This window comes from Pseudarthrobacter sp. TE9888 (assembly GCF_056279345.1).
In genome coordinates this window covers 3,809,920-3,826,503 of the sequence record NZ_JBWBRD010000002.1, presented here as the reverse complement: position 1 = coordinate 3,826,503, position 16,584 = coordinate 3,809,920, and the positions used below count along the sequence as shown (strand labels likewise).

Below are 16,584 nucleotides of genomic sequence, written 5' to 3'. Positions count from 1 at the left end.
CAATGCCCTGACCGCGCCGAATTGCCGTCTGTATCACCAGCACAGCGGCAAATGTTCAGCAGAGGAGCAGCAAGTGTCACTTGACCCAGCAGGAAATGCAGGCGGCCAACGGCGCATCGCCGTGATCGGCAGCGGAGTGGCCGGACTGACGGCAGCCTATGTACTGAACCGGCAGGACGATGTCACCCTGTTCGAGGCCGATTCGCGGCTGGGCGGCCACGCCCACACCCATGACCTGCCCCAGGCCGATGGGAGCGTCATCGGCGTGGATACTGGGTTCATCGTGCACAACGAACGGACGTATCCCACCCTGCTGCGGCTCTTCGCGGAACTTGGCGTCGAAACCCAGGATTCGGAGATGAGCATGTCCATCCGCTGCGATGGCTGTGGACTGGAATACGCCGGCGCCCGCGACGGCGCCCGCGGCATCATTGCCAAGCCATCCAGCCTGCTGCGCGGCCGCTACCTGCTGATGCTGCTGGAGGTCACCCGTTTCTACAGGAAGGCGAGGGAACTGCTCAGGACCGCCCCGCCGTCGTCCGTCAGCGACGAAGTCGACGTGCCCGAACTGACGCTGGGGGAGTTCCTGGCGCGGGAAAAGTTCAGCAGCTACTTCATTTCGCACTTCATGACCCCGGTGGTCAGCGCCGTCTGGTCCTGCGATCCCACCACCGCCCTCGCCTATCCGGCGCGGTACCTGTTCACGTTCCTTGGCCACCACGGCATGCTGGGCGTCAAGGGCTCGCCGCAGTGGCGCACCGTAACAGGCGGCTCGGCGCGATACGTCGAGAAACTTGCCGCCACCCTCCCCGACGTTCGCCTCAACACTCCCGTGACTGCCATCCGGCGCCTGCCCGGGGGCGTGGAGCTCGCAACGGCGAACGGGCTGGAAGACTTCGACGCGGTCGTGATCGCCACCCATCCCGCCCAGGCACTCGGGTTCCTGGCCGATGCCACCCCGGAGGAGAAGGAGGCGCTGGGCGGCATGCCTTACTCCGTGAACCACACCGTGTTCCACCAGGACCCTGCGGTCCTGCCGGCGGCGGACAACGCGAAGGCGTCCTGGAACTACCGGCTTCCGGCGTGCGACGCGCGGCCGGACAAGGTCCTGGTGAGCTACGACCTCACCCGGCTGCAGCGGCTCGAGCCCGCGGACCGCCGCCCCTACCTGGTGAGCCTGGGCGAGTCGGAGCTGATCTCGGACAACGCCGTGCTGGAACGGATGGTGTACGAACACCCGCAGTACACCCCGGAATCCCTCAAAGCGCAGCAGGCCATCGCGGCGCTGGGCGACGGCAGGATCGCGTATGCCGGGGCCTACCTTGGCTGGGGCTTCCACGAGGACGGGGCCCTCTCCGGGGTGCGCGCCGCGGAGAAGCTGGGCCGCACCTGGCCGGTTGCCAGGGGCGCCGATTCCGCGGACTCCACCGGCGAGGGGGAGCGGGAACTGCTGTCAGCGGAACCTGTATGACCATGGATGCCTCGATCTACCGCACGTCCATTTCCCATGTGCGGCGTACCCCGTTGAAGAATGCGTTCACGTACCGGAGCTACAGCTGGTTCGTGGACGTCGACAACCTTCCGCGCCTGCCCGGGCTGCTCCGGCCGCTCGCGGTGTTCCGCGCCGGAGACCATCTGGGCGATCCGGACGCGGACATCCGCTCCAACGTGGAGCGGTACCTGCGGACCCAGGGCATTGAGCCCGACGGTGGCGCCATCCACATGCTGACCAGCGCCAGGGTTTTCGGCTACGTCTTCAATCCGCTCACCCTGTTCTGGTGCTACCGCTCCACCGGGGAACTGCAGTGCGTGGTGGCCGAGGTCCATAACACCTATGGCGAGCGGCACTGCTACCTGCTGCACACCGATCCCGGCGGCCGCGCCTCGGTGCCGAAAGCCTTCTACGTTTCACCTTTCAACGACGTTGACGGGCAGTACCGGATGAAGCTCCCGGCGCCCGGGGACAGGCTTGCGGTGTCCATTGTGCTGGAGCGTGAAGGGCAGCGCCCCTTCGTGGCCACCATGGACGGCCGCCGCAGGCCAGCCACCATTTCCAACATCCTCGCGGCTGCTTTGACGGTGCCTGCCGCGCCGCTGCTGGTATCCGCCCTGATCCGGGTCCAGGGCGTTAAACTCTGGGCAAGACGCCTGCCCGTCGTTGCCAGACCACATCACCCCTCACAGGAGGCAGTTCAATGACAATGACTGACGACAACGGAACTGCTTCAGCTTCCGTCGACAACAAGACCCTCGGGCCGGCCGCCACCCACACGCCCGCAGCCTGGACCGCCGGCGGGGTCCCGGCTGCGCCCGCCACCATCGATCCTGCCCTGTGGCCCGGTGTTGCCCAGCCGCCGTCGGGCCTGAAGGCCGATGTTGCAGGGAAGGCTGCAGGCCTGATGTTCAGGGGTGCGGTCAAGCGGCTGCCGCTGCGCGTTGAATACCCTGACGGTTCGGTCCTCGGGATGGGCGGCGCGGACGCCCCCGTGATGACCATGGTGCGGCCCGCGGCATTCGAGGCGCGGATCGGCGACAACGGGCTGATCGGACTGGGCGAATCCTTCATGGCCGGCGACTGGGAGGCGTCCGACCTGGCCGCGGTGCTCGAGGTCTTTGCAGCCTCCGTGGACACCCTGATCCCCATGCCGCTGCAGAAGCTGCGCTCGCTGTACCTGCCGCGGACGCCCCGCCAGGAGCGCAACGCCGAACAGAACACCCGCAGCAACATTTCACGGCACTACGACCTGTCCAACGAACTGTTTTCCAACTTCCTGGACTCCACCATGAGCTACTCGTCGGCGCTCTTTCCCGCCGGGGCCGGCCCGCTGTCCTCGGTGGCGTGGGATTCCTTGGCGGAGGCCCAGCGGGCCAAGATCGACCGGCTGCTGGACAAGGCCGGCGTGGGCGAGGGTACCCGCCTGCTGGAAATCGGCACCGGTTGGGGTGAGCTTGCCCTGCGTGCCGCTGCCCGTGGCGCCACCGTCTACAGCGTCACGCTGTCCAGCGAGCAGCAGGCGCTGGCGCAGGAACGCATTGCGGAGGCCGGGTTCGCGGACCGCGTGACAGTGGCCCTGCAGGACTACCGCGCGGTGGAAGGGGAGTACGACGCCGTGGTGTCGGTCGAAATGATCGAGGCCGTGGGGTATGAGTACTGGCCCATCTATTTCCAGACGATCGACCGGGTCCTGGCCCCGGGCGGAAAGGTGGCCATCCAGGCGATCACCATGCCGCACGGGCGCATGCTGGCCACCCGGAACGCCTACACCTGGGTGCACAAGTACATCTTCCCCGGCGGTTTCCTGCCGTCCGTCCGGGCCATCGAAGGCGTGACCCAGAAGCACACCACCCTGCGGGTTCGGGAGCGGATGGGCATGGGCGACCACTACGCCGCCACCCTGCGGCTGTGGGAGGAACGGTTCCTTGCACGTTCCCGCGAGGTGGGGGACCTGGGCTTCGATGCAGTCTTCCAGCGGATGTGGCTGTTCTACCTGTGCTACTCGCGGGCGGGCTTCCAGTCCGGCTACCTGGACGTGCAGCAGATTGTGCTGGACCGCCGGGAGGCGCAACTATAGGTTGCACGGTGTATCCATTCGGGGAAAGGGAGGACGCATGAAACTGAAGACCCTGGCATGGACCGCGGCGGCGACGGTAGCCACCGCCGCCGCGGGCGGAGCGGCAACGGACCCCCGGAGCGGTTGGTACCTGAAGCTGCGCAAGCCGGACTGGCAGCCGCCCGCAATTGCCTTTCCCCTGGTGTGGACGGCCCTGTATGCGGACCTTGCCGTGACGTCCGCCGCCGCACTCGACAGCGCGGCGGAGCACGACAGGGCCGCCGACAGTCCGGACCCGGCCAGGAAGGACCACCGCCGGGAACTGCGCTCCTACCGGGGCGCGCTGGCCGCCAACCTGGTCCTCAACGCTTCCTGGAGCTGGTTCTTCTGGCGCTCCCGCCGGCCGTGGTTGGCCGCTGCCGAGGCGGCCGTTCTGGCGGCCAGCAGCGCGGACCTGGTGCGGCGGACGTACCGGCTGAACCGGGTTGCCGGAGCATCCCTGGCTCCGTACGCGGCCTGGTGCGGTTTCGCCACTGTGCTGTCCAGCGCCATCGCCCGGCTCAATCCCGCCAGGTTATAGGCGGAAGGGCTGCCGGTTCAGCTTCCTTCGGGTGTGCTGCAGGTCCCAAGGGTCCCTGACCACTACATGTAGTGGTCAGGGACCCTTTTCCTTGTGGCCGGACTGGCGGGCGACACGCCGAAAATCACGACACGCTGACTGTGCATATGTGTTCAACCCCATCCACAGGGTGTGGACCCAGACCGCAAAAATCCCGGGATCCCGGGCATTTTTCCAGCCCTCGCCTGTGGATTAAAGGTGCATTAAATGACATACTTGTAATACATCATCTTGGGGTTCCAAAGAGGCGTCTGCACTACATGTAGTATCTACATACAGCTGGACGGGGACACCGGCCCAGCCAAAGATTTCAACTAAGGGGACAGGGACAATGACCGTAACGGTTTACACGAAGCCTGCTTGTGTTCAGTGCAACGCCACTTACCGCGCGCTCGACAAGAAGGGCATCACCTACCAGAGCGTTGACATCTCCCAGGACGCCGAGGCACTCGAGCGCCTGAAGGCACTGGGCTACATGCAGGCTCCAGTTGTTGTCACCGACCAGGATCACTGGTCAGGCTTCCGCCCCGACAAGATCGAGGAACTCGCGCTGTCAGCCGTTTCCTCCGTGGCCTAGGAGTCACAGCTTTTCCTGCCGGCAACCAACAAGCAGCTGAGGTGACTCCCATGGCAGCACCCACAGCAGAGCAAAGTACTTCGCAACACCACGCGGCTCAGCGCGTGGAGGTGTCCCCGCCGGCCACTTCGCACCACCAGCCAGAGCAGGTTGTCACGGACAGCCGGCTTATCTATTTTTCCTCGGCATCCGAGAACACCAGCCGCTTCGTAGTGAAGCTTGGCCGTGAGGTGGCCCGGATCCCGTTGCATGCAAAGGACGCACCCCTCCTCGCCACCCGGCCGTTCGTGCTGGTGGTGCCCACTTACGGCGGCACCGGGGGAGAGGGGTCCGTGCCCAAGCAGGTCATCCGGTTCCTGAACAACCCGCAGAACAGGCAGCTGCTCCGCGGTGTCATAGGCGCCGGCAACACTAACTTTGGGGACAACTACTGCATGGCAGCGGACATCATCGCCGCCAAATGCCAGGTACCCCGCCTTTATCGATTCGAACTTATGGGAACGCCGGAAGACGTCACCCGGGTCAACCAAGGATTGGACACGTTTTGGACACGACTGTCGCAGACACAGAAGTAACCAGGGCCCAGAAGCCTGAGATGCCGGCTGCCTACAAGGGGCTGGGCTATCACGAGCTGAACGCCATGCTGAACCTTTATGGTCCCAACGGCGAAATCCAGTTTGGGGCCGACCGTGAGGCCGCCCACCAGTACTTCCTGCAGCACGTTAACAACAACACCGTGTTCTTCCACGACCTGGAAGAGAAGCTCGACTACCTGGTGAAGAACCAGTACTACGAGCGTGAGACGCTCGACCAGTACACGATGAACTTCATCCGCGATCTCTTCAACCGCGCGTACAAGAAGAAGTTCCGCTTCGAGACCTTCCTGGGCGCGTTCAAGTTCTACACGTCCTACACGCTGAAGACGTTCGACGGCAAGCGCTTCCTGGAACGCTACGAGGACCGCGTCTGCATGGTTGCACTGCACCTGGCGCGCGGCAACGAACAGCTGGCCATGCAGATGGTGGACGAGATCATCGACGGCCGCTTCCAGCCGGCCACCCCCACCTTCCTGAACGCAGGCAAGAAGCAGCGCGGCGAGCTGGTCTCCTGCTTCCTGCTCCGCATCGAAGACAACATGGAGTCGATCGGCCGCTCCATCAACTCCGCACTGCAGCTGTCCAAGCGCGGCGGCGGCGTGGCGTTCGCACTGACCAACATCCGCGAGGTGGGTGCCCCCATCAAGCAGATCGAGAACCAGTCCTCCGGCGTCATCCCCGTGATGAAGCTCCTCGAAGACAGCTTCTCCTACGCCAATCAGCTTGGTGCCCGCCAGGGTGCCGGTGCCGTGTACCTGCACGCGCACCACCCGGACATCTACCGGTTCCTGGACACCAAGCGCGAGAACGCGGACGAGAAGATCCGCATCAAGACCCTCTCCTTGGGCGTCGTCATCCCGGACATCACGTTCGAGCTGGCCAAGAAGGACGAGGACATGTACCTGTTCTCGCCCTACGATGTGGAGCGTGTCTACGGTATGCCGTTCTCCGACGTCTCGGTCACCGAGAAGTACTACGAGATGGTGGACGATTCCCGGATCAAGAAGACCAAGATCAAGGCGCGCGAGTTCTTCCAGACCCTCGCCGAGATCCAGTTCGAATCCGGCTACCCCTACATCATGTTCGAGGACACCGTTAACCGGGCCAACCCGATCGACGGCAAGATCATCATGTCCAACCTGTGCTCGGAAATCCTCCAGGTTTCCCAGCCCACCACGTACAACGATGACCTGTCCTACGACGAGACCGGCAAGGACATCTCCTGCAACCTGGGCTCGCTGAACATCGCCAAGACCATGGACTCGCCGGACTTCGGCCTCACCATCGAGACGGCCATCCGGTCCCTGTCCGCAGTGTCCGACATGTCCAACATCACGTCGGTGCCGTCCATCGCCAGGGGCAACGACCAGAGCCACGCCATCGGCCTGGGCCAGATGAACCTGCACGGCTACCTTGCCCGTGAGCGGGTCCACTACGGCTCCGAAGAGGGCCTGGACTTCACCAACATCTATTTCTACTCGGTGGTGTACCACGCCGTCCGCGCCTCCAACCTGCTGGCCATCGAAACCGGCCAGACGTTCGGCGGCTTCGAGAAGTCCAAGTACGCCTCCGGCGAGTTCTTCGACAAGTACACGGAGCAGGAGTGGGTGCCGCAGACCGAGAAGGTCCGCGAGCTCTTCAAGGACGTGCACATCCCCACGCAGGCTGACTGGCTGGCGCTGAAGGCCTCCGTCATGGAGCACGGCATCTACAACCAGAACCTGCAGGCTGTCCCGCCCACAGGCTCGATCTCCTACATCAACAACTCCACCTCGTCGATCCACCCGGTGGCGTCCAAAATCGAGATCCGCAAGGAAGGCAAGCTGGGCCGCGTGTACTACCCGGCGCCGTACCTGACGAACGACAACCTGGAGTACTACCAGGATGCGTACGAGATCGGCTACGAGAAGGTCATCGACACCTACGCTGCCGCCACCCAGCACGTGGACCAGGGCCTGTCGCTGACGCTGTTCTTCAAGGACACCGCCACCACCCGCGACATCAACAAGGCCCAGATCTACGCCTGGAAGAAGGGCATCAAGACCATCTACTACATCCGTCTCCGCCAGCTCGCGCTGGAAGGGACCGAGGTTGAGGGCTGCGTCTCCTGCATGCTGTAGCCCCGCTGGTCGAGCCTGTCGAGACCAAAGGTTGAGTACGACGGCGGGTGCCCGCCCGCCGTCGTACGCTTTAACTTAGAGAAACCCACCCAACGCTTAGGGGATGACATGACCGAGAAGGTCAAGCTGCTTAGCCACGTCGAGGCCATCAACTGGAACCGGATCCAGGACGACAAGGACGTGGATGTCTGGAACCGCCTGGTGAACAACTTCTGGCTGCCGGAGAAAGTGCCGCTGTCCAACGATGTCCAGTCGTGGAACACGCTGACCCCGGTCGAGCAGCAGCTCACCATGCGCGTGTTCACCGGGCTCACCCTGCTGGACACCATCCAGGGCACCGTGGGCGCCGTTTCCCTGATTCCGGATGCTCTCACCCCGCACGAAGAGGCCGTCTACACGAACATCGCGTTCATGGAGTCCGTGCACGCGAAGAGCTACTCCTCGATCTTCTCCACGTTGGCCTCCACCAAGGAGATCGACGAGGCGTTCCGCTGGTCCACCGAGAACGAGAACCTTCAGAAGAAGGCCCAGATCGTCATGGACTACTACCAGGGCGACGACCCCCTGAAACGCAAGGTGGCCTCCACCCTGCTGGAGAGCTTCCTGTTCTACTCGGGCTTCTACCTGCCGATGTACTGGTCCTCGCGCGCCAAGCTCACGAACACGGCCGACCTGATCCGCCTGATCATCCGCGACGAAGCCGTGCACGGCTACTACATCGGCTACAAGTTCCAGCGCGCGCTGGAGACCGTGTCCGAGGAGCGCCGCCAGGAAATCAAGGACTACACCTTCGAACTGCTCTTCGAGCTGTACGAGAATGAGGTCCAGTACACCCACGACCTGTACGACGGTGTGGGCCTGGCCGAGGACGTCAAGAAGTTCCTGCACTACAACGCCAACAAGGCTCTGATGAACCTGGGCTACGAGGCCATGTTCCCGGCGTCCGTCACCGATGTGAACCCGGCCATCCTCTCGGCTCTGTCCCCGAACGCTGACGAGAACCACGACTTCTTCTCAGGGTCCGGTTCCTCCTACGTGATCGGCAAGGCCGTGAACACCGAGGACGAGGACTGGGACTTCTAACTGCTTGTTTCTCTGAAACGTACTTAGGCGGCTCATGACAGCCAGTTTCAATGGACCCCGCACGTTCTGTGCGGGGTCCATTGTGCTTCCCGGGACGAATCTCCAGAACACCACCGAGCTCACCGCGCGGCGAGGTACTCGGCCAGGCTGTCTTCTACGTGGGACCGTGGCAGGCGGAAGTAGTCCACTGTGCCTTTGCCCGGCACCATTGCCTTGCGGCCTGGTCGAGTCAGGATGCCAGCGCGCGCCTGCAGTGGCGGAGGCAACTCCGGCGGTTCCCAGTCCTGGTGCTCACTCCTGTATTTGCGTCCTAAGGGCGAAACCCAGCCGGGTGGCTCATTCTTCGATGGAACCGTTGGACGCCACCTGCTGATGTGCCGCAACCGATGGTGCTTTGGACATGGTTGGCCAAGGTTGCTGATCCCAGTAGTCCCGCCGTGATGCCAGGCGAGCAGGTGATCTGCTTCGTTGTCCAGGGAATTGTTGTTGCAGCCAGGGAAGGGGCACTTGCCGTCCCGCAACCGCAGCCACCGTCGCATGGCCTTCCCGGGGCGGTAACTGGTCCGTCCGATCTCCAGCGGTGCGCCGTCGCGGGGATCCACAAGCACCCGGTAGAACGACTCAGCGCCGTTGGCCACCAGATTCAGTGCCACGGAAGCCGGGATGGGACCATACCCGTCAAGCATGGCGGGTTCGTCGGTGGCTCCGAGGAGGGAAAATACGGGGACGGTGACCAGCACTTCCGCGCGGGGAACCGGGACGTCGGCGAGCCCCTTCGGTGGGCCCCCGACCTCGTCCACTCCGACCCCGTTCCGTCCGCAGCAACCGGTGCAGCCAGTGCCCCCGCGAAGTGCAGTGGCGGCGAACAGATCCGCCCGGAGCTGGGTGAGTGTGCGCTCCTCGTTGGGTCCCTGGAGGCCCCGGGCAATGGCGGTGTAGCGGTTCCAGATGGCCGTGGCCTTGTCCGCGGGCAGACGTGCGGACAAGCGCGCCATGCCGTCCTGTTCCGGAGAGAATTCGAGGCACCTCTCCTCGATGCCCTTTGCGTGCCGTTTCTCGATGCTGTCCGGGTGGTGACGTTCGCGCCAAACGCGGGCCTTGTGCCGGAACCGGTACGCCGGCATCTCCCCGGCGGGGCACCCCCGGGCGGCGTTAGGCGCTTCCGGGTCGAGGAAGTGGGCTTCCAATGCGGTCGCGGCCTCCGGGTTGAGGGTGGCGGTTTCGTCCACCATGACGCGGGCGTGCTGCCACGACAAGGTTCCCGCCGTGAGCGCTTCCAAGGTCCGGGGAAGGGAGTTGGTGAGAGCGTAAGACTGTGCCAGAAGTGCACTGGCGGCGCGGTCACCGATGGCCAGGATGCAGCCCACCTCCGCGGCGACGGCCATTTCCTGCGCCTGCACCGGCATGTCCGGCGGAGCCATAGTCCGCGCTGACTCCGCAAACCTGGCCGCTGCCTCGGCTTTCAGGGCCGCGACGCGGGCCTCGGTGCGGGCCACTCCGGCCAGGATGTCCAGGCATTCATCGGCTACGGCGGCTAACGGATCTTCGTCTGCGGGCGGCCCATAGACGGCTCTGGCGACCTCGCCACGGAGCACGGAAAGGGCAGCGTCGATCGCCTCAAACGCCCGTGCTGCGGTGCCCTGTCCCATGTACCAATAATGAAGGGAGGGTCTGACATTTTGGGCGGATGGTGGACGGGCAGGACTTTTTGCCGCAAATTTTTGTCACGCCTATATTTAGGCGAACTGCGGCTTCCGCACCCAACTGGTGTGGGCCGGCGGCGGTTGGGGGGGGGCTGCATCCGGTCTCGGGATGCTCCAGCCGCCGGCCCTGTCCATCTCCAGGACCCTGCCCCAGCGGCCGGATCCTGGCCTCAACCATAGGACCCGTTGCTGAACGGCAACCCACCACCGGCACAAGGTTCGCTCAAGAGCGGGCCCGTCATCACTTAGAGTTCCCAGTGATGCGGCCGTAGCTGTGGGAAACTCCTGCCCCTAGGATGTGGCCATGAGGAAGTGGGGCGAGATCCATCCCGCGCTCCGGGCCGTCCTGGTTGGCGCAGTGGCCTGCGCTGTCATCCTGGTTGCCAGTCTTTTCGCCGGGCAAAGTCTCGAAGACGCCATGGCCAACGCCATCTTCTACGGGCTGATGATCGGTGGCGGCGTCTTCTTTATGACGAAGCGGTTCCAAACGGCCGCGGAGAGACTCGATGAACATGGCGACTTGGTGGTCTTCCTGCGATTCCCGCGTTCATCGCCCGGCTCTTTGAGCAGCGTCTGGAGGATGGGGATCGCTGTCCCTGGTGCGCAGAGGATCGAATTCCAGCCGATCGTCGACGACTCGTTGACGCCCAGTGGCCGCGGCATGACGTTCACCGGAGTTGGGCTTGCGGACATTCCGGTGCGGAAAGCTGACCGCCACGACAATCAACAGGACGTACCGTTCGACTTCCGGATCATCACCCTGGACTCAGACGGCGGCGTCGTTGAAATCGCGGCCGGCCCGGCTACCCTCCAGAAAATCCAGGACGCCATAGGGCCAGCATCCTCGTAGTCTGTGGCCGCCGGATAGCCGGAATCACAGCTCGGGAGGAGTGCAGACGTGCCCTTCGGGGTCCATCGGGTATCCGCAGAGCGGGCACAGCGGACGGCCCGCACCCACCACCTCACGCGTACGCTTGGTAAATGCTCGGGCGGTGCCCACCGGCATCCGCACCAACAGCATTTCGGGGGCCTCGACGTCGTCCCTCTCGAAGGATTCGTCGTCCGGATCACCATCGGCGTCGGTGAGGGGATAAGCCTCGATCACCACCTGCGCCGTTGCCGGGTCCCAGCCCAGGCCCATGGCGCCGGTCCGGAACTGCTCCTCAACCGCCTCCAGCGGATCATTGTCAACCAGCTCGACGGGCGTGCCGGTGGGAACGCTGAACGGGTTGCCGTCCAGCGTGATGAGCTGGTCGAGGATTTCATCGATTTTCTCCGCGAGCAGGGCCGATTGCTGCTTTTCCATGGCGATGCTCAACAGCTGCGCTCCAGCGCGTACCTGCAGGTAGAACGTGCGCGCCCCCGGAGCTCCGACGGTGCCGATGACGACCCGGTCCGGCCAGGCAAACTCGTGAACAAGTGTAGGCATGTCAGAATTCTAGGCGAGATCCCATCCGCGGCGCGGCCTGCCCTGCCGCAGGGGAGTTTACGAAGCACGCAAGTGAGCCAGCACCAGCCCGACGGGTATGCTGACGGCGATCACCACCAGCAGGGCCCGGTATCCCCAGAGAACCCAACCAGACATCGCGCCCCGCCCTTGAACGGTCCGGAACATCAGTGCCAGCGAAACAACCAGCAGCGCCCCGCCGGCATCAACAACCCAGGGGTTACCAACCAACGTGCCACCGATGACTGCGGCGGAGGCGCTGTTCCACGCAACCAGCTCCGCAATGACTTTCCACCCCACAAAGCGTTGCGCCGCCAGGAAGTACTGGCTGATGCCCAAAGCGCCCTGGGCTACTCCTCCGACCAGTACCAGGTAGGCAGCGGCCCACGACCCATGCTCAAGATGCAGCGGACCGGTTACCGCCGCGACCAGCCCGCCTGCGACAACACAAATCAGTGCGACCACGCCGAAAGCCATGGCTCCCCGCAGACTGCCTGCAGCCTTCAATCCTGGCGACTCGCTCATACTTTCCAAGCTACTGCACTCCATGACACCGCAGGCGGCAGGCTATTCCGTCAAGGAGCAGGCTATTCCGCCACTGAGTACGAGGAGCCGGTGGGCGTGCGCTGCAGCAGGCCGAAGTCGATCAGGTAGCGGCGGAGCAGGACGACGTCGTCGGTATAGCTGAGCAGCCGCTCGTTGATTTGCCTCTCTGTGAGCTTTTCGCCGGGTTTGATGATCTCGTTGGCGATCTTTGCCAAGAGGGCCCGCCGCTCGGCCACGTTGGCTGGGTAGCGCTCGATCCGCCCCAGCCGCATGAATTTGTCCAGCCCGGTCCGCTGCTGCCGGCGCGGCTGTTGGGCGAGCAGGTCCCTGAACACGGAGTCCTGCGCAATCAACACACCCGACGCCTGCCGCCCCACGAGCCCGGACTCAAGAAGGGCCGCCAGGGCCCGCTGCCGCCGCTGCTCCTTCACACCGGGCAGGACATCGCCGGGAGCGGCTCCCAGCACGATCTGCGCGTAGGCGATCCTCGCGTCCGTGTTGCCAAGCGTTGCCAGCACCCGCCGCCAATGCGGACCGTTCATTCCTGCGCTTCCGGCCATGTCGGTGTCCTTCCTCTGCCGCTGACCTGACCCACGCCCTGGCGTTGGGCGTGCCGGAAGATCCTAGTCCTGGGGGCATGGTCCCGGGAAGCGGGGGGTGCGGTGGATCTGCAACGGGTGCCCACCGGCGTCGTAAGTTCAACCGCACCGACGACGTCCGGGACACCGTCCAGACAGGACCCGTTATGCGTCCCCGTCCCTGGCGTACAGGGCCAGGAGGTCGCGGCTGAACTCGTGCGGGGATGTTTCGCACGGACTGTGCCCGCCCCGGTACACCCCTATCCGGGCCCGGATTGCCTGTGCGAACAGCCGGTGCAGCTGGAGCGGCCACAGGTCATGTTCGCCTACGGCCACGAATTTGGGCAGCGGCGCCTCCGCCAGTTCCGCCCGAAGGTCCGGGACGTTCTGCATCAGGGTGTAGATATCGCGCACGGAGGCGCGGCGGGTGAAACGGAACCGGTAGTTGACGAACCGCTGCCGTCCCGGCGGCACGTGCGCCACCCGGCCGCTCCGGATGCTCCAAATCAGGAGCGCTGCACCCGCGCGGCCGTTCACCCACGTGCTGAACCGGCCAATACGGCTCACGCCCCGGAAACTCTGGCCGGGTTCCGGCGGGCACCCCAGGAACGTGATGGACCGGAACAGTCCAGGCCGCTGCACGTAGGCGAGCTGGGCGATAATGCCGGCGAAGGAATACGCCACAACGTGTTCCGGCGTGGCAGTGGTTTCCAGGACTGCCAGAAAATCGTCCACGAACAACTCGTAGTCGTAGTGCTTTCTGGCTGGCACCAGGTTCTCCGGGCCGGCGCCGGCCGACTGGTACTGGCCCGCCAGATCGTACGTCAGGGCGTAGTAGCCGGCCCCGGCGAGGTCAGGCATCATCAGCGAGAAATCCTCTTTCGAACCGGTGGCGCCGGGCACCAGCACGACGCAGGGATCATCCGGATTCCCTAAGGCCATGGCGGCGAGCTTCCCGCTGGGGACGTCGATGGTGAACTGAACGGCGCCCGCTGGCGGGACCGACCAATCGACGTCGCCCAATCCGGCGTCCAGCAGGGCGGCTGCATCCACCTGGGCAGAACCGAACTCCTCGGGGTCAACCCCGTACTCTTTCCGGCCCGGCTCCGCCATGGTCCCAAGATAGTCCAGCAACCCTACATCGGGCCGCCATCAAGGATCCGCCGCGCATCTGCCTGCGCCTGGAGGGCCACCTCCGTGACCACCTCACCTTTCAGGTGGCCGGCCGCGGACATGATGCTTCTGAGCTCACCCACGGTCAGCGGCGGGGTCGCGCTGTGTGCCATGGCATGGCAGTTGTGGCAGAGCGGGACAAGGTCCGCAATGGGGTCAAGCTGATAGGTGTTGTCGAGCATTTCCGGCGGCACAACATGGTGGACGCCTATTGCTCCCGTCCCCGCCACACCGTAAGTGGACTCGAACGAGAAGCCGCACGCGGCACATTGCGTGCCGTGGAACGCGGTGCAGGCCAGCCGTGCGTCGGGGTCGCGCTCGTACCGGTTCACGTGGACGGTGCTGAGGGTCTCCGGCGGCAAGGCTCCGCCCGCCACCTCGAGAGGATTCCCCGTGGACCAGGCGTGGGCCCGCCACAGCCGGCGCAATACAGGAACGGACGACGGCGGCACGGTCACCAGGGACGGTACGTCCGCCTTCAACGCAAGGTCGTCGGGGAGTGCCTCGCCCAGGATTCCGGGCCGTACCTGCTCTCCGAACGGAAGAAGTGAATCCCAGGCCACCCAGAAGAACCAGCGAGCGGGTCCGGGATCCGCAGGAGCCGCAATTTGATACGGCTGGGACGTCACGAACCCGTGGCCGATCAGGCCGCTGGCGGCCTCGGTGCTGCCCCCTACGAGGAGCCATGCCTCGCTGCCGGGACCAACAACGCCGGGATAACCGTCCGTGCGCCAGCGATCCAGGAACATTCCCGATCCGGCCACCTTCTCGACGACGGCACGGTAGTTCCAGCGGCGCAGCACGTCAGCGTCACACCCGAGAATTACGGCGGCCACTGTTCACATCCGTTCGCGCTAGGCGGCTGCACACGTCCCCCGGACGGCCGACCATCAAAACCCGCCACGCGCCGTCGACCCCCAAGCGTACGCAAGGCGCGCTAGATCGGTTCCTTGGCCAGCGCCTTGGTCTTTGCGGGCGTCTCGCGTCCCAGCCGCTCATCAAGCGTGACGCGCAGCCGCGCGGCGGCAACCTGCACACGGTGCTCGGCCGGGGTGGCCTTCTTCTGGGCGGGTTTGGCAGCGCTGCTGCGGGGAGCGTGGACGTACCGGTGTTCAGGCGACGTTGCACTCATGGTCCAACCTCCTTGCTGCTGTCTTCATCCGTTGTTCCATTCTCGCCTAAGTTGAGGCGGTCGTCCACGAAGGCCCCGGCCTCCTGCGCGGAACCTGGCCCGGGCCCGGCATCGTCCCCGTTCTCGTCGCCGGACACGCTCTTCCAGGCAATGTCGAACAGCTCGAGTTCCTCGTTGCGCGCCAGTTCGCTCCTGGCCAGGACTTCCAGCGTCGCCAGCCCCAGCGCCTTGGTGCCTTCATCAGGATCCAGGGCCCGGTCCAGCGCCCACTGGGTCCGGCGCCACCACTCAGCCCGGCTGTCCGCCTCGGTCTTTTGCTGCAGCGCGTTGGCGTCGGCCTCGCGTTTCTGGTCGAGCGCTGTCTTGTCGGCGGCGGTGCGCTGCTTGAGCGTGCGCCAGTTGATGTAGAAGGCCAGCAAGGCAGCGGTGAGGACCGCCAGGGGTCCGAGGCCGGCCAGGATGACCCACCAGTCCGCCGGTCCGGAATGGACCACAACGTCCAGCGGGCCGGGGGAGGGAACAGGGGTCACCAGACCAGCTTAGGCCGCAGTGCGGCCGGCAGCCGGGCCGACACCCGCAGTCTGTTGCATCAGCCGCCGCGCCGTGAGACAAGGATGGGTCCGCGGGCGTGATGCAATACCGCGTGCGCCGTTGAACCGATGGTCTCCCTGAGCATCCCGCGGCCCTGCGTGCCCACCACGATGATCCGGGCCTCTTCAGCGGCTTTGAGGAGGGCGTGCGGGACCGAGCTGTCCGTTACTAATTCGGTCTCGACATGGACCGCGGGCGCCGCAGCCGCTGCACGGTCCAAAGCCGACGCCAGAACCGCCCGGGCGCCGGCCGCCGCATCCTGTCCTTCCGGCACTTGGTAGCCGGCAGGCCGGTGCCGGACATGGACCACTTTGAGAGGGGCGTGCCACGCTGCTGCCAGCGCGCAGGCGTCATCCAGCGCGGCAGGGGAACCCGAGTCATCGACGGCGGCGACGACGGGGCCGGCCGGATGGTGTTCCTCCCGGATCACGGCAACAGGGCAGGTGGCAGTGGCTGCCAGCTCCAGGCCCGCCGAGCCCACCAGGAGGCCAAGGAAGCCGCCCAGGCCGCGGCTGCCGACAACCAGCATGCGTTCGCCTGCGGAAATTTCAGCAAGAAGCTGCGCCGGCAATCCGTGGAGCAGGGTGCTCCTGACCTGAAGCCCGGGTACCTCCGCGGTGGCCACCGCCACGCCGTCGTCAAGGATGGTCCGGGCGGACTGTTCCAGGCCACTTCCTGACACACCGGGGACCGGACCGAGGTGCCGGGTCAGGAGCGGCCACAGCGAACAGTGCACAACATGGAGGGAACAACCGATGGCGTGCGCGTGGCGTGCCGCCCAGCGGACCGCGGCCGCAGACTCCTCCGAACCGTCAAAACCGGCAACAATGGACCCTGCATCCTGCGTCACAGCACTGCGCTCCTGCCC

General features: G+C 65.0%; 18 protein-coding genes. 9 read left to right on the top strand and 9 right to left on the bottom strand.

Features of this window, described 5'->3' with window-relative positions; translation table 11 throughout:
• Window positions 1-73 precede the first annotated feature (73 nt).
• The 8 genes from ACZ9J7_RS18220 to nrdF all read left to right on the top strand — a co-directional run bounded on the left by ACZ9J7_RS18220 (window position 74) and on the right by nrdF (window position 8,546).
• Window positions 74-1,471, top strand: a complete 1,398-nt coding sequence (locus ACZ9J7_RS18220; protein WP_476211379.1) for an NAD(P)/FAD-dependent oxidoreductase — start codon at window positions 74-76, stop codon at window positions 1,469-1,471.
• Window positions 1,468-2,199 carry a DUF1365 domain-containing protein gene (locus ACZ9J7_RS18215; RefSeq protein WP_476211378.1) on the top strand — a complete coding sequence of 244 codons (732 nt, stop codon included), beginning with the start codon at window positions 1,468-1,470 and terminating at the stop codon, window positions 2,197-2,199. The genes ACZ9J7_RS18220 and ACZ9J7_RS18215 overlap by 4 nt, the downstream gene beginning before the upstream one ends.
• A complete protein-coding gene (locus ACZ9J7_RS18210; RefSeq protein ID WP_476211376.1) occupies window positions 2,196-3,572 on the top strand; it encodes a class I SAM-dependent methyltransferase in 1,377 nt (458 codons plus the stop codon). Before ACZ9J7_RS18215 ends, ACZ9J7_RS18210 begins: the two co-directional genes overlap by 4 nt.
• Window positions 3,573-3,609: 37 nt before the next feature.
• Complete coding sequence (locus ACZ9J7_RS18205) at window positions 3,610-4,131, top strand: TspO/MBR family protein (RefSeq protein ID WP_476211375.1); 522 nt, start codon at window positions 3,610-3,612, stop codon at window positions 4,129-4,131.
• A gap of 370 nt (window positions 4,132-4,501) precedes the next feature.
• Window positions 4,502-4,747: a glutaredoxin-like protein NrdH gene (gene nrdH, locus ACZ9J7_RS18200; RefSeq protein ID WP_013601222.1), complete on the top strand. Its 246-nt coding sequence runs from the start codon at window positions 4,502-4,504 to the stop codon at window positions 4,745-4,747.
• A gap of 104 nt (window positions 4,748-4,851) precedes the next feature.
• Complete coding sequence (gene nrdI / locus ACZ9J7_RS18195; RefSeq protein WP_476211896.1) at window positions 4,852-5,322, top strand: class Ib ribonucleoside-diphosphate reductase assembly flavoprotein NrdI; 471 nt, start codon at window positions 4,852-4,854, stop codon at window positions 5,320-5,322.
• Between the two features lie 20 nt (window positions 5,323-5,342).
• Window positions 5,343-7,463, top strand: a complete 2,121-nt coding sequence (gene nrdE, locus ACZ9J7_RS18190; RefSeq protein WP_476211371.1) for a class 1b ribonucleoside-diphosphate reductase subunit alpha — start codon at window positions 5,343-5,345, stop codon at window positions 7,461-7,463.
• 108 nt (window positions 7,464-7,571) lie between these two features.
• Window positions 7,572-8,546, top strand: a complete 975-nt coding sequence (nrdF, locus tag ACZ9J7_RS18185) for a class 1b ribonucleoside-diphosphate reductase subunit beta (protein ID WP_015937302.1) — start codon at window positions 7,572-7,574, stop codon at window positions 8,544-8,546.
• Between the two features lie 119 nt (window positions 8,547-8,665).
• Here nrdF and ACZ9J7_RS18180 read toward each other — a convergent pair whose 3' ends face one another.
• The gene (locus ACZ9J7_RS18180; RefSeq protein ID WP_476211369.1) at window positions 8,666-10,195 is read right to left on the bottom strand and encodes an HNH endonuclease signature motif containing protein; all 1,530 of its coding nucleotides are present in this window, start codon (window positions 10,193-10,195) and stop codon (window positions 8,666-8,668) included.
• 358 nt (window positions 10,196-10,553) lie between these two features.
• On the opposite strand from ACZ9J7_RS18180, the gene ACZ9J7_RS18175 reads away from it, so the two are divergent.
• A complete protein-coding gene (locus ACZ9J7_RS18175) occupies window positions 10,554-11,099 on the top strand; it encodes a hypothetical protein (RefSeq protein ID WP_476211368.1) in 546 nt (181 codons plus the stop codon).
• Between the two features lie 24 nt (window positions 11,100-11,123).
• On the opposite strand, the gene ACZ9J7_RS18170 is transcribed toward ACZ9J7_RS18175, so the two are convergent.
• From ACZ9J7_RS18170 to ACZ9J7_RS18135, 8 genes are all read right to left on the bottom strand, one after another.
• On the bottom strand, window positions 11,124-11,678 hold the full coding sequence (locus ACZ9J7_RS18170) for a DUF3090 domain-containing protein (RefSeq protein WP_476211366.1): 555 nt from the start codon (window positions 11,676-11,678) through the stop codon (window positions 11,124-11,126).
• Between the two features lie 57 nt (window positions 11,679-11,735).
• Entirely contained in the window at window positions 11,736-12,221 is a 486-nt protein-coding gene (locus tag ACZ9J7_RS18165) for a hypothetical protein (RefSeq protein WP_476211365.1), read from the bottom strand.
• A gap of 62 nt (window positions 12,222-12,283) precedes the next feature.
• Entirely contained in the window at window positions 12,284-12,802 is a 519-nt protein-coding gene (locus tag ACZ9J7_RS18160; RefSeq protein WP_476211364.1) for a DUF2087 domain-containing protein, read from the bottom strand.
• A gap of 183 nt (window positions 12,803-12,985) precedes the next feature.
• Window positions 12,986-13,933, bottom strand: coding sequence for an alpha/beta fold hydrolase (locus tag ACZ9J7_RS18155; RefSeq protein WP_476211363.1), 948 nt, complete (start codon window positions 13,931-13,933; stop codon window positions 12,986-12,988).
• A 23-nt stretch (window positions 13,934-13,956) separates the two neighbouring features.
• Window positions 13,957-14,829, bottom strand: a complete 873-nt coding sequence (locus ACZ9J7_RS18150; RefSeq protein WP_476211361.1) for an HNH endonuclease — start codon at window positions 14,827-14,829, stop codon at window positions 13,957-13,959.
• 101 nt (window positions 14,830-14,930) lie between these two features.
• On the bottom strand, window positions 14,931-15,125 hold the full coding sequence (locus ACZ9J7_RS18145) for a hypothetical protein (RefSeq protein ID WP_476211359.1): 195 nt from the start codon (window positions 15,123-15,125) through the stop codon (window positions 14,931-14,933).
• On the bottom strand, window positions 15,122-15,655 hold the full coding sequence (locus ACZ9J7_RS18140; protein ID WP_476211358.1) for a hypothetical protein: 534 nt from the start codon (window positions 15,653-15,655) through the stop codon (window positions 15,122-15,124). The genes ACZ9J7_RS18145 and ACZ9J7_RS18140 overlap by 4 nt, the downstream gene beginning before the upstream one ends.
• Before the next feature lie 59 nt (window positions 15,656-15,714).
• A complete protein-coding gene (locus ACZ9J7_RS18135) occupies window positions 15,715-16,566 on the bottom strand; it encodes a universal stress protein (protein ID WP_476211356.1) in 852 nt (283 codons plus the stop codon).
• Window positions 16,567-16,584: the final 18 nt, after the last annotated feature.

Excerpts from the sequence above, each read along its gene's own strand:
- ACZ9J7_RS18215 (WP_476211378.1), top strand. The coding sequence starts at position 1,468 with ATGACCATGGATGCCTCGATCTACCGCACGTCCATTTCCCATGTGCGG.
- ACZ9J7_RS18210 (WP_476211376.1), top strand. The coding sequence starts at position 2,196 with ATGACAATGACTGACGACAACGGAACTGCTTCAGCTTCCGTCGACAAC.
- ACZ9J7_RS18205 (WP_476211375.1), top strand. The coding sequence starts at position 3,610 with ATGAAACTGAAGACCCTGGCATGGACCGCGGCGGCGACGGTAGCCACC.
- nrdH (WP_013601222.1), top strand. The coding sequence starts at position 4,502 with ATGACCGTAACGGTTTACACGAAGCCTGCTTGTGTTCAGTGCAACGCC.
- nrdE (WP_476211371.1), top strand. The coding sequence starts at position 5,343 with ATGCCGGCTGCCTACAAGGGGCTGGGCTATCACGAGCTGAACGCCATG.
- nrdF (WP_015937302.1), top strand. The coding sequence starts at position 7,572 with ATGACCGAGAAGGTCAAGCTGCTTAGCCACGTCGAGGCCATCAACTGG.
- ACZ9J7_RS18180 (WP_476211369.1), bottom strand. The coding sequence starts at position 10,195 with ATGGGACAGGGCACCGCAGCACGGGCGTTTGAGGCGATCGACGCTGCC.
- ACZ9J7_RS18175 (WP_476211368.1), top strand. The coding sequence starts at position 10,554 with ATGAGGAAGTGGGGCGAGATCCATCCCGCGCTCCGGGCCGTCCTGGTT.
- ACZ9J7_RS18170 (WP_476211366.1), bottom strand. The coding sequence starts at position 11,678 with ATGCCTACACTTGTTCACGAGTTTGCCTGGCCGGACCGGGTCGTCATC.
- ACZ9J7_RS18165 (WP_476211365.1), bottom strand. The coding sequence starts at position 12,221 with ATGAGCGAGTCGCCAGGATTGAAGGCTGCAGGCAGTCTGCGGGGAGCC.
- ACZ9J7_RS18160 (WP_476211364.1), bottom strand. The coding sequence starts at position 12,802 with ATGGCCGGAAGCGCAGGAATGAACGGTCCGCATTGGCGGCGGGTGCTG.
- ACZ9J7_RS18155 (WP_476211363.1), bottom strand. The coding sequence starts at position 13,933 with ATGGCGGAGCCGGGCCGGAAAGAGTACGGGGTTGACCCCGAGGAGTTC.
- ACZ9J7_RS18145 (WP_476211359.1), bottom strand. The coding sequence starts at position 15,125 with ATGAGTGCAACGTCGCCTGAACACCGGTACGTCCACGCTCCCCGCAGC.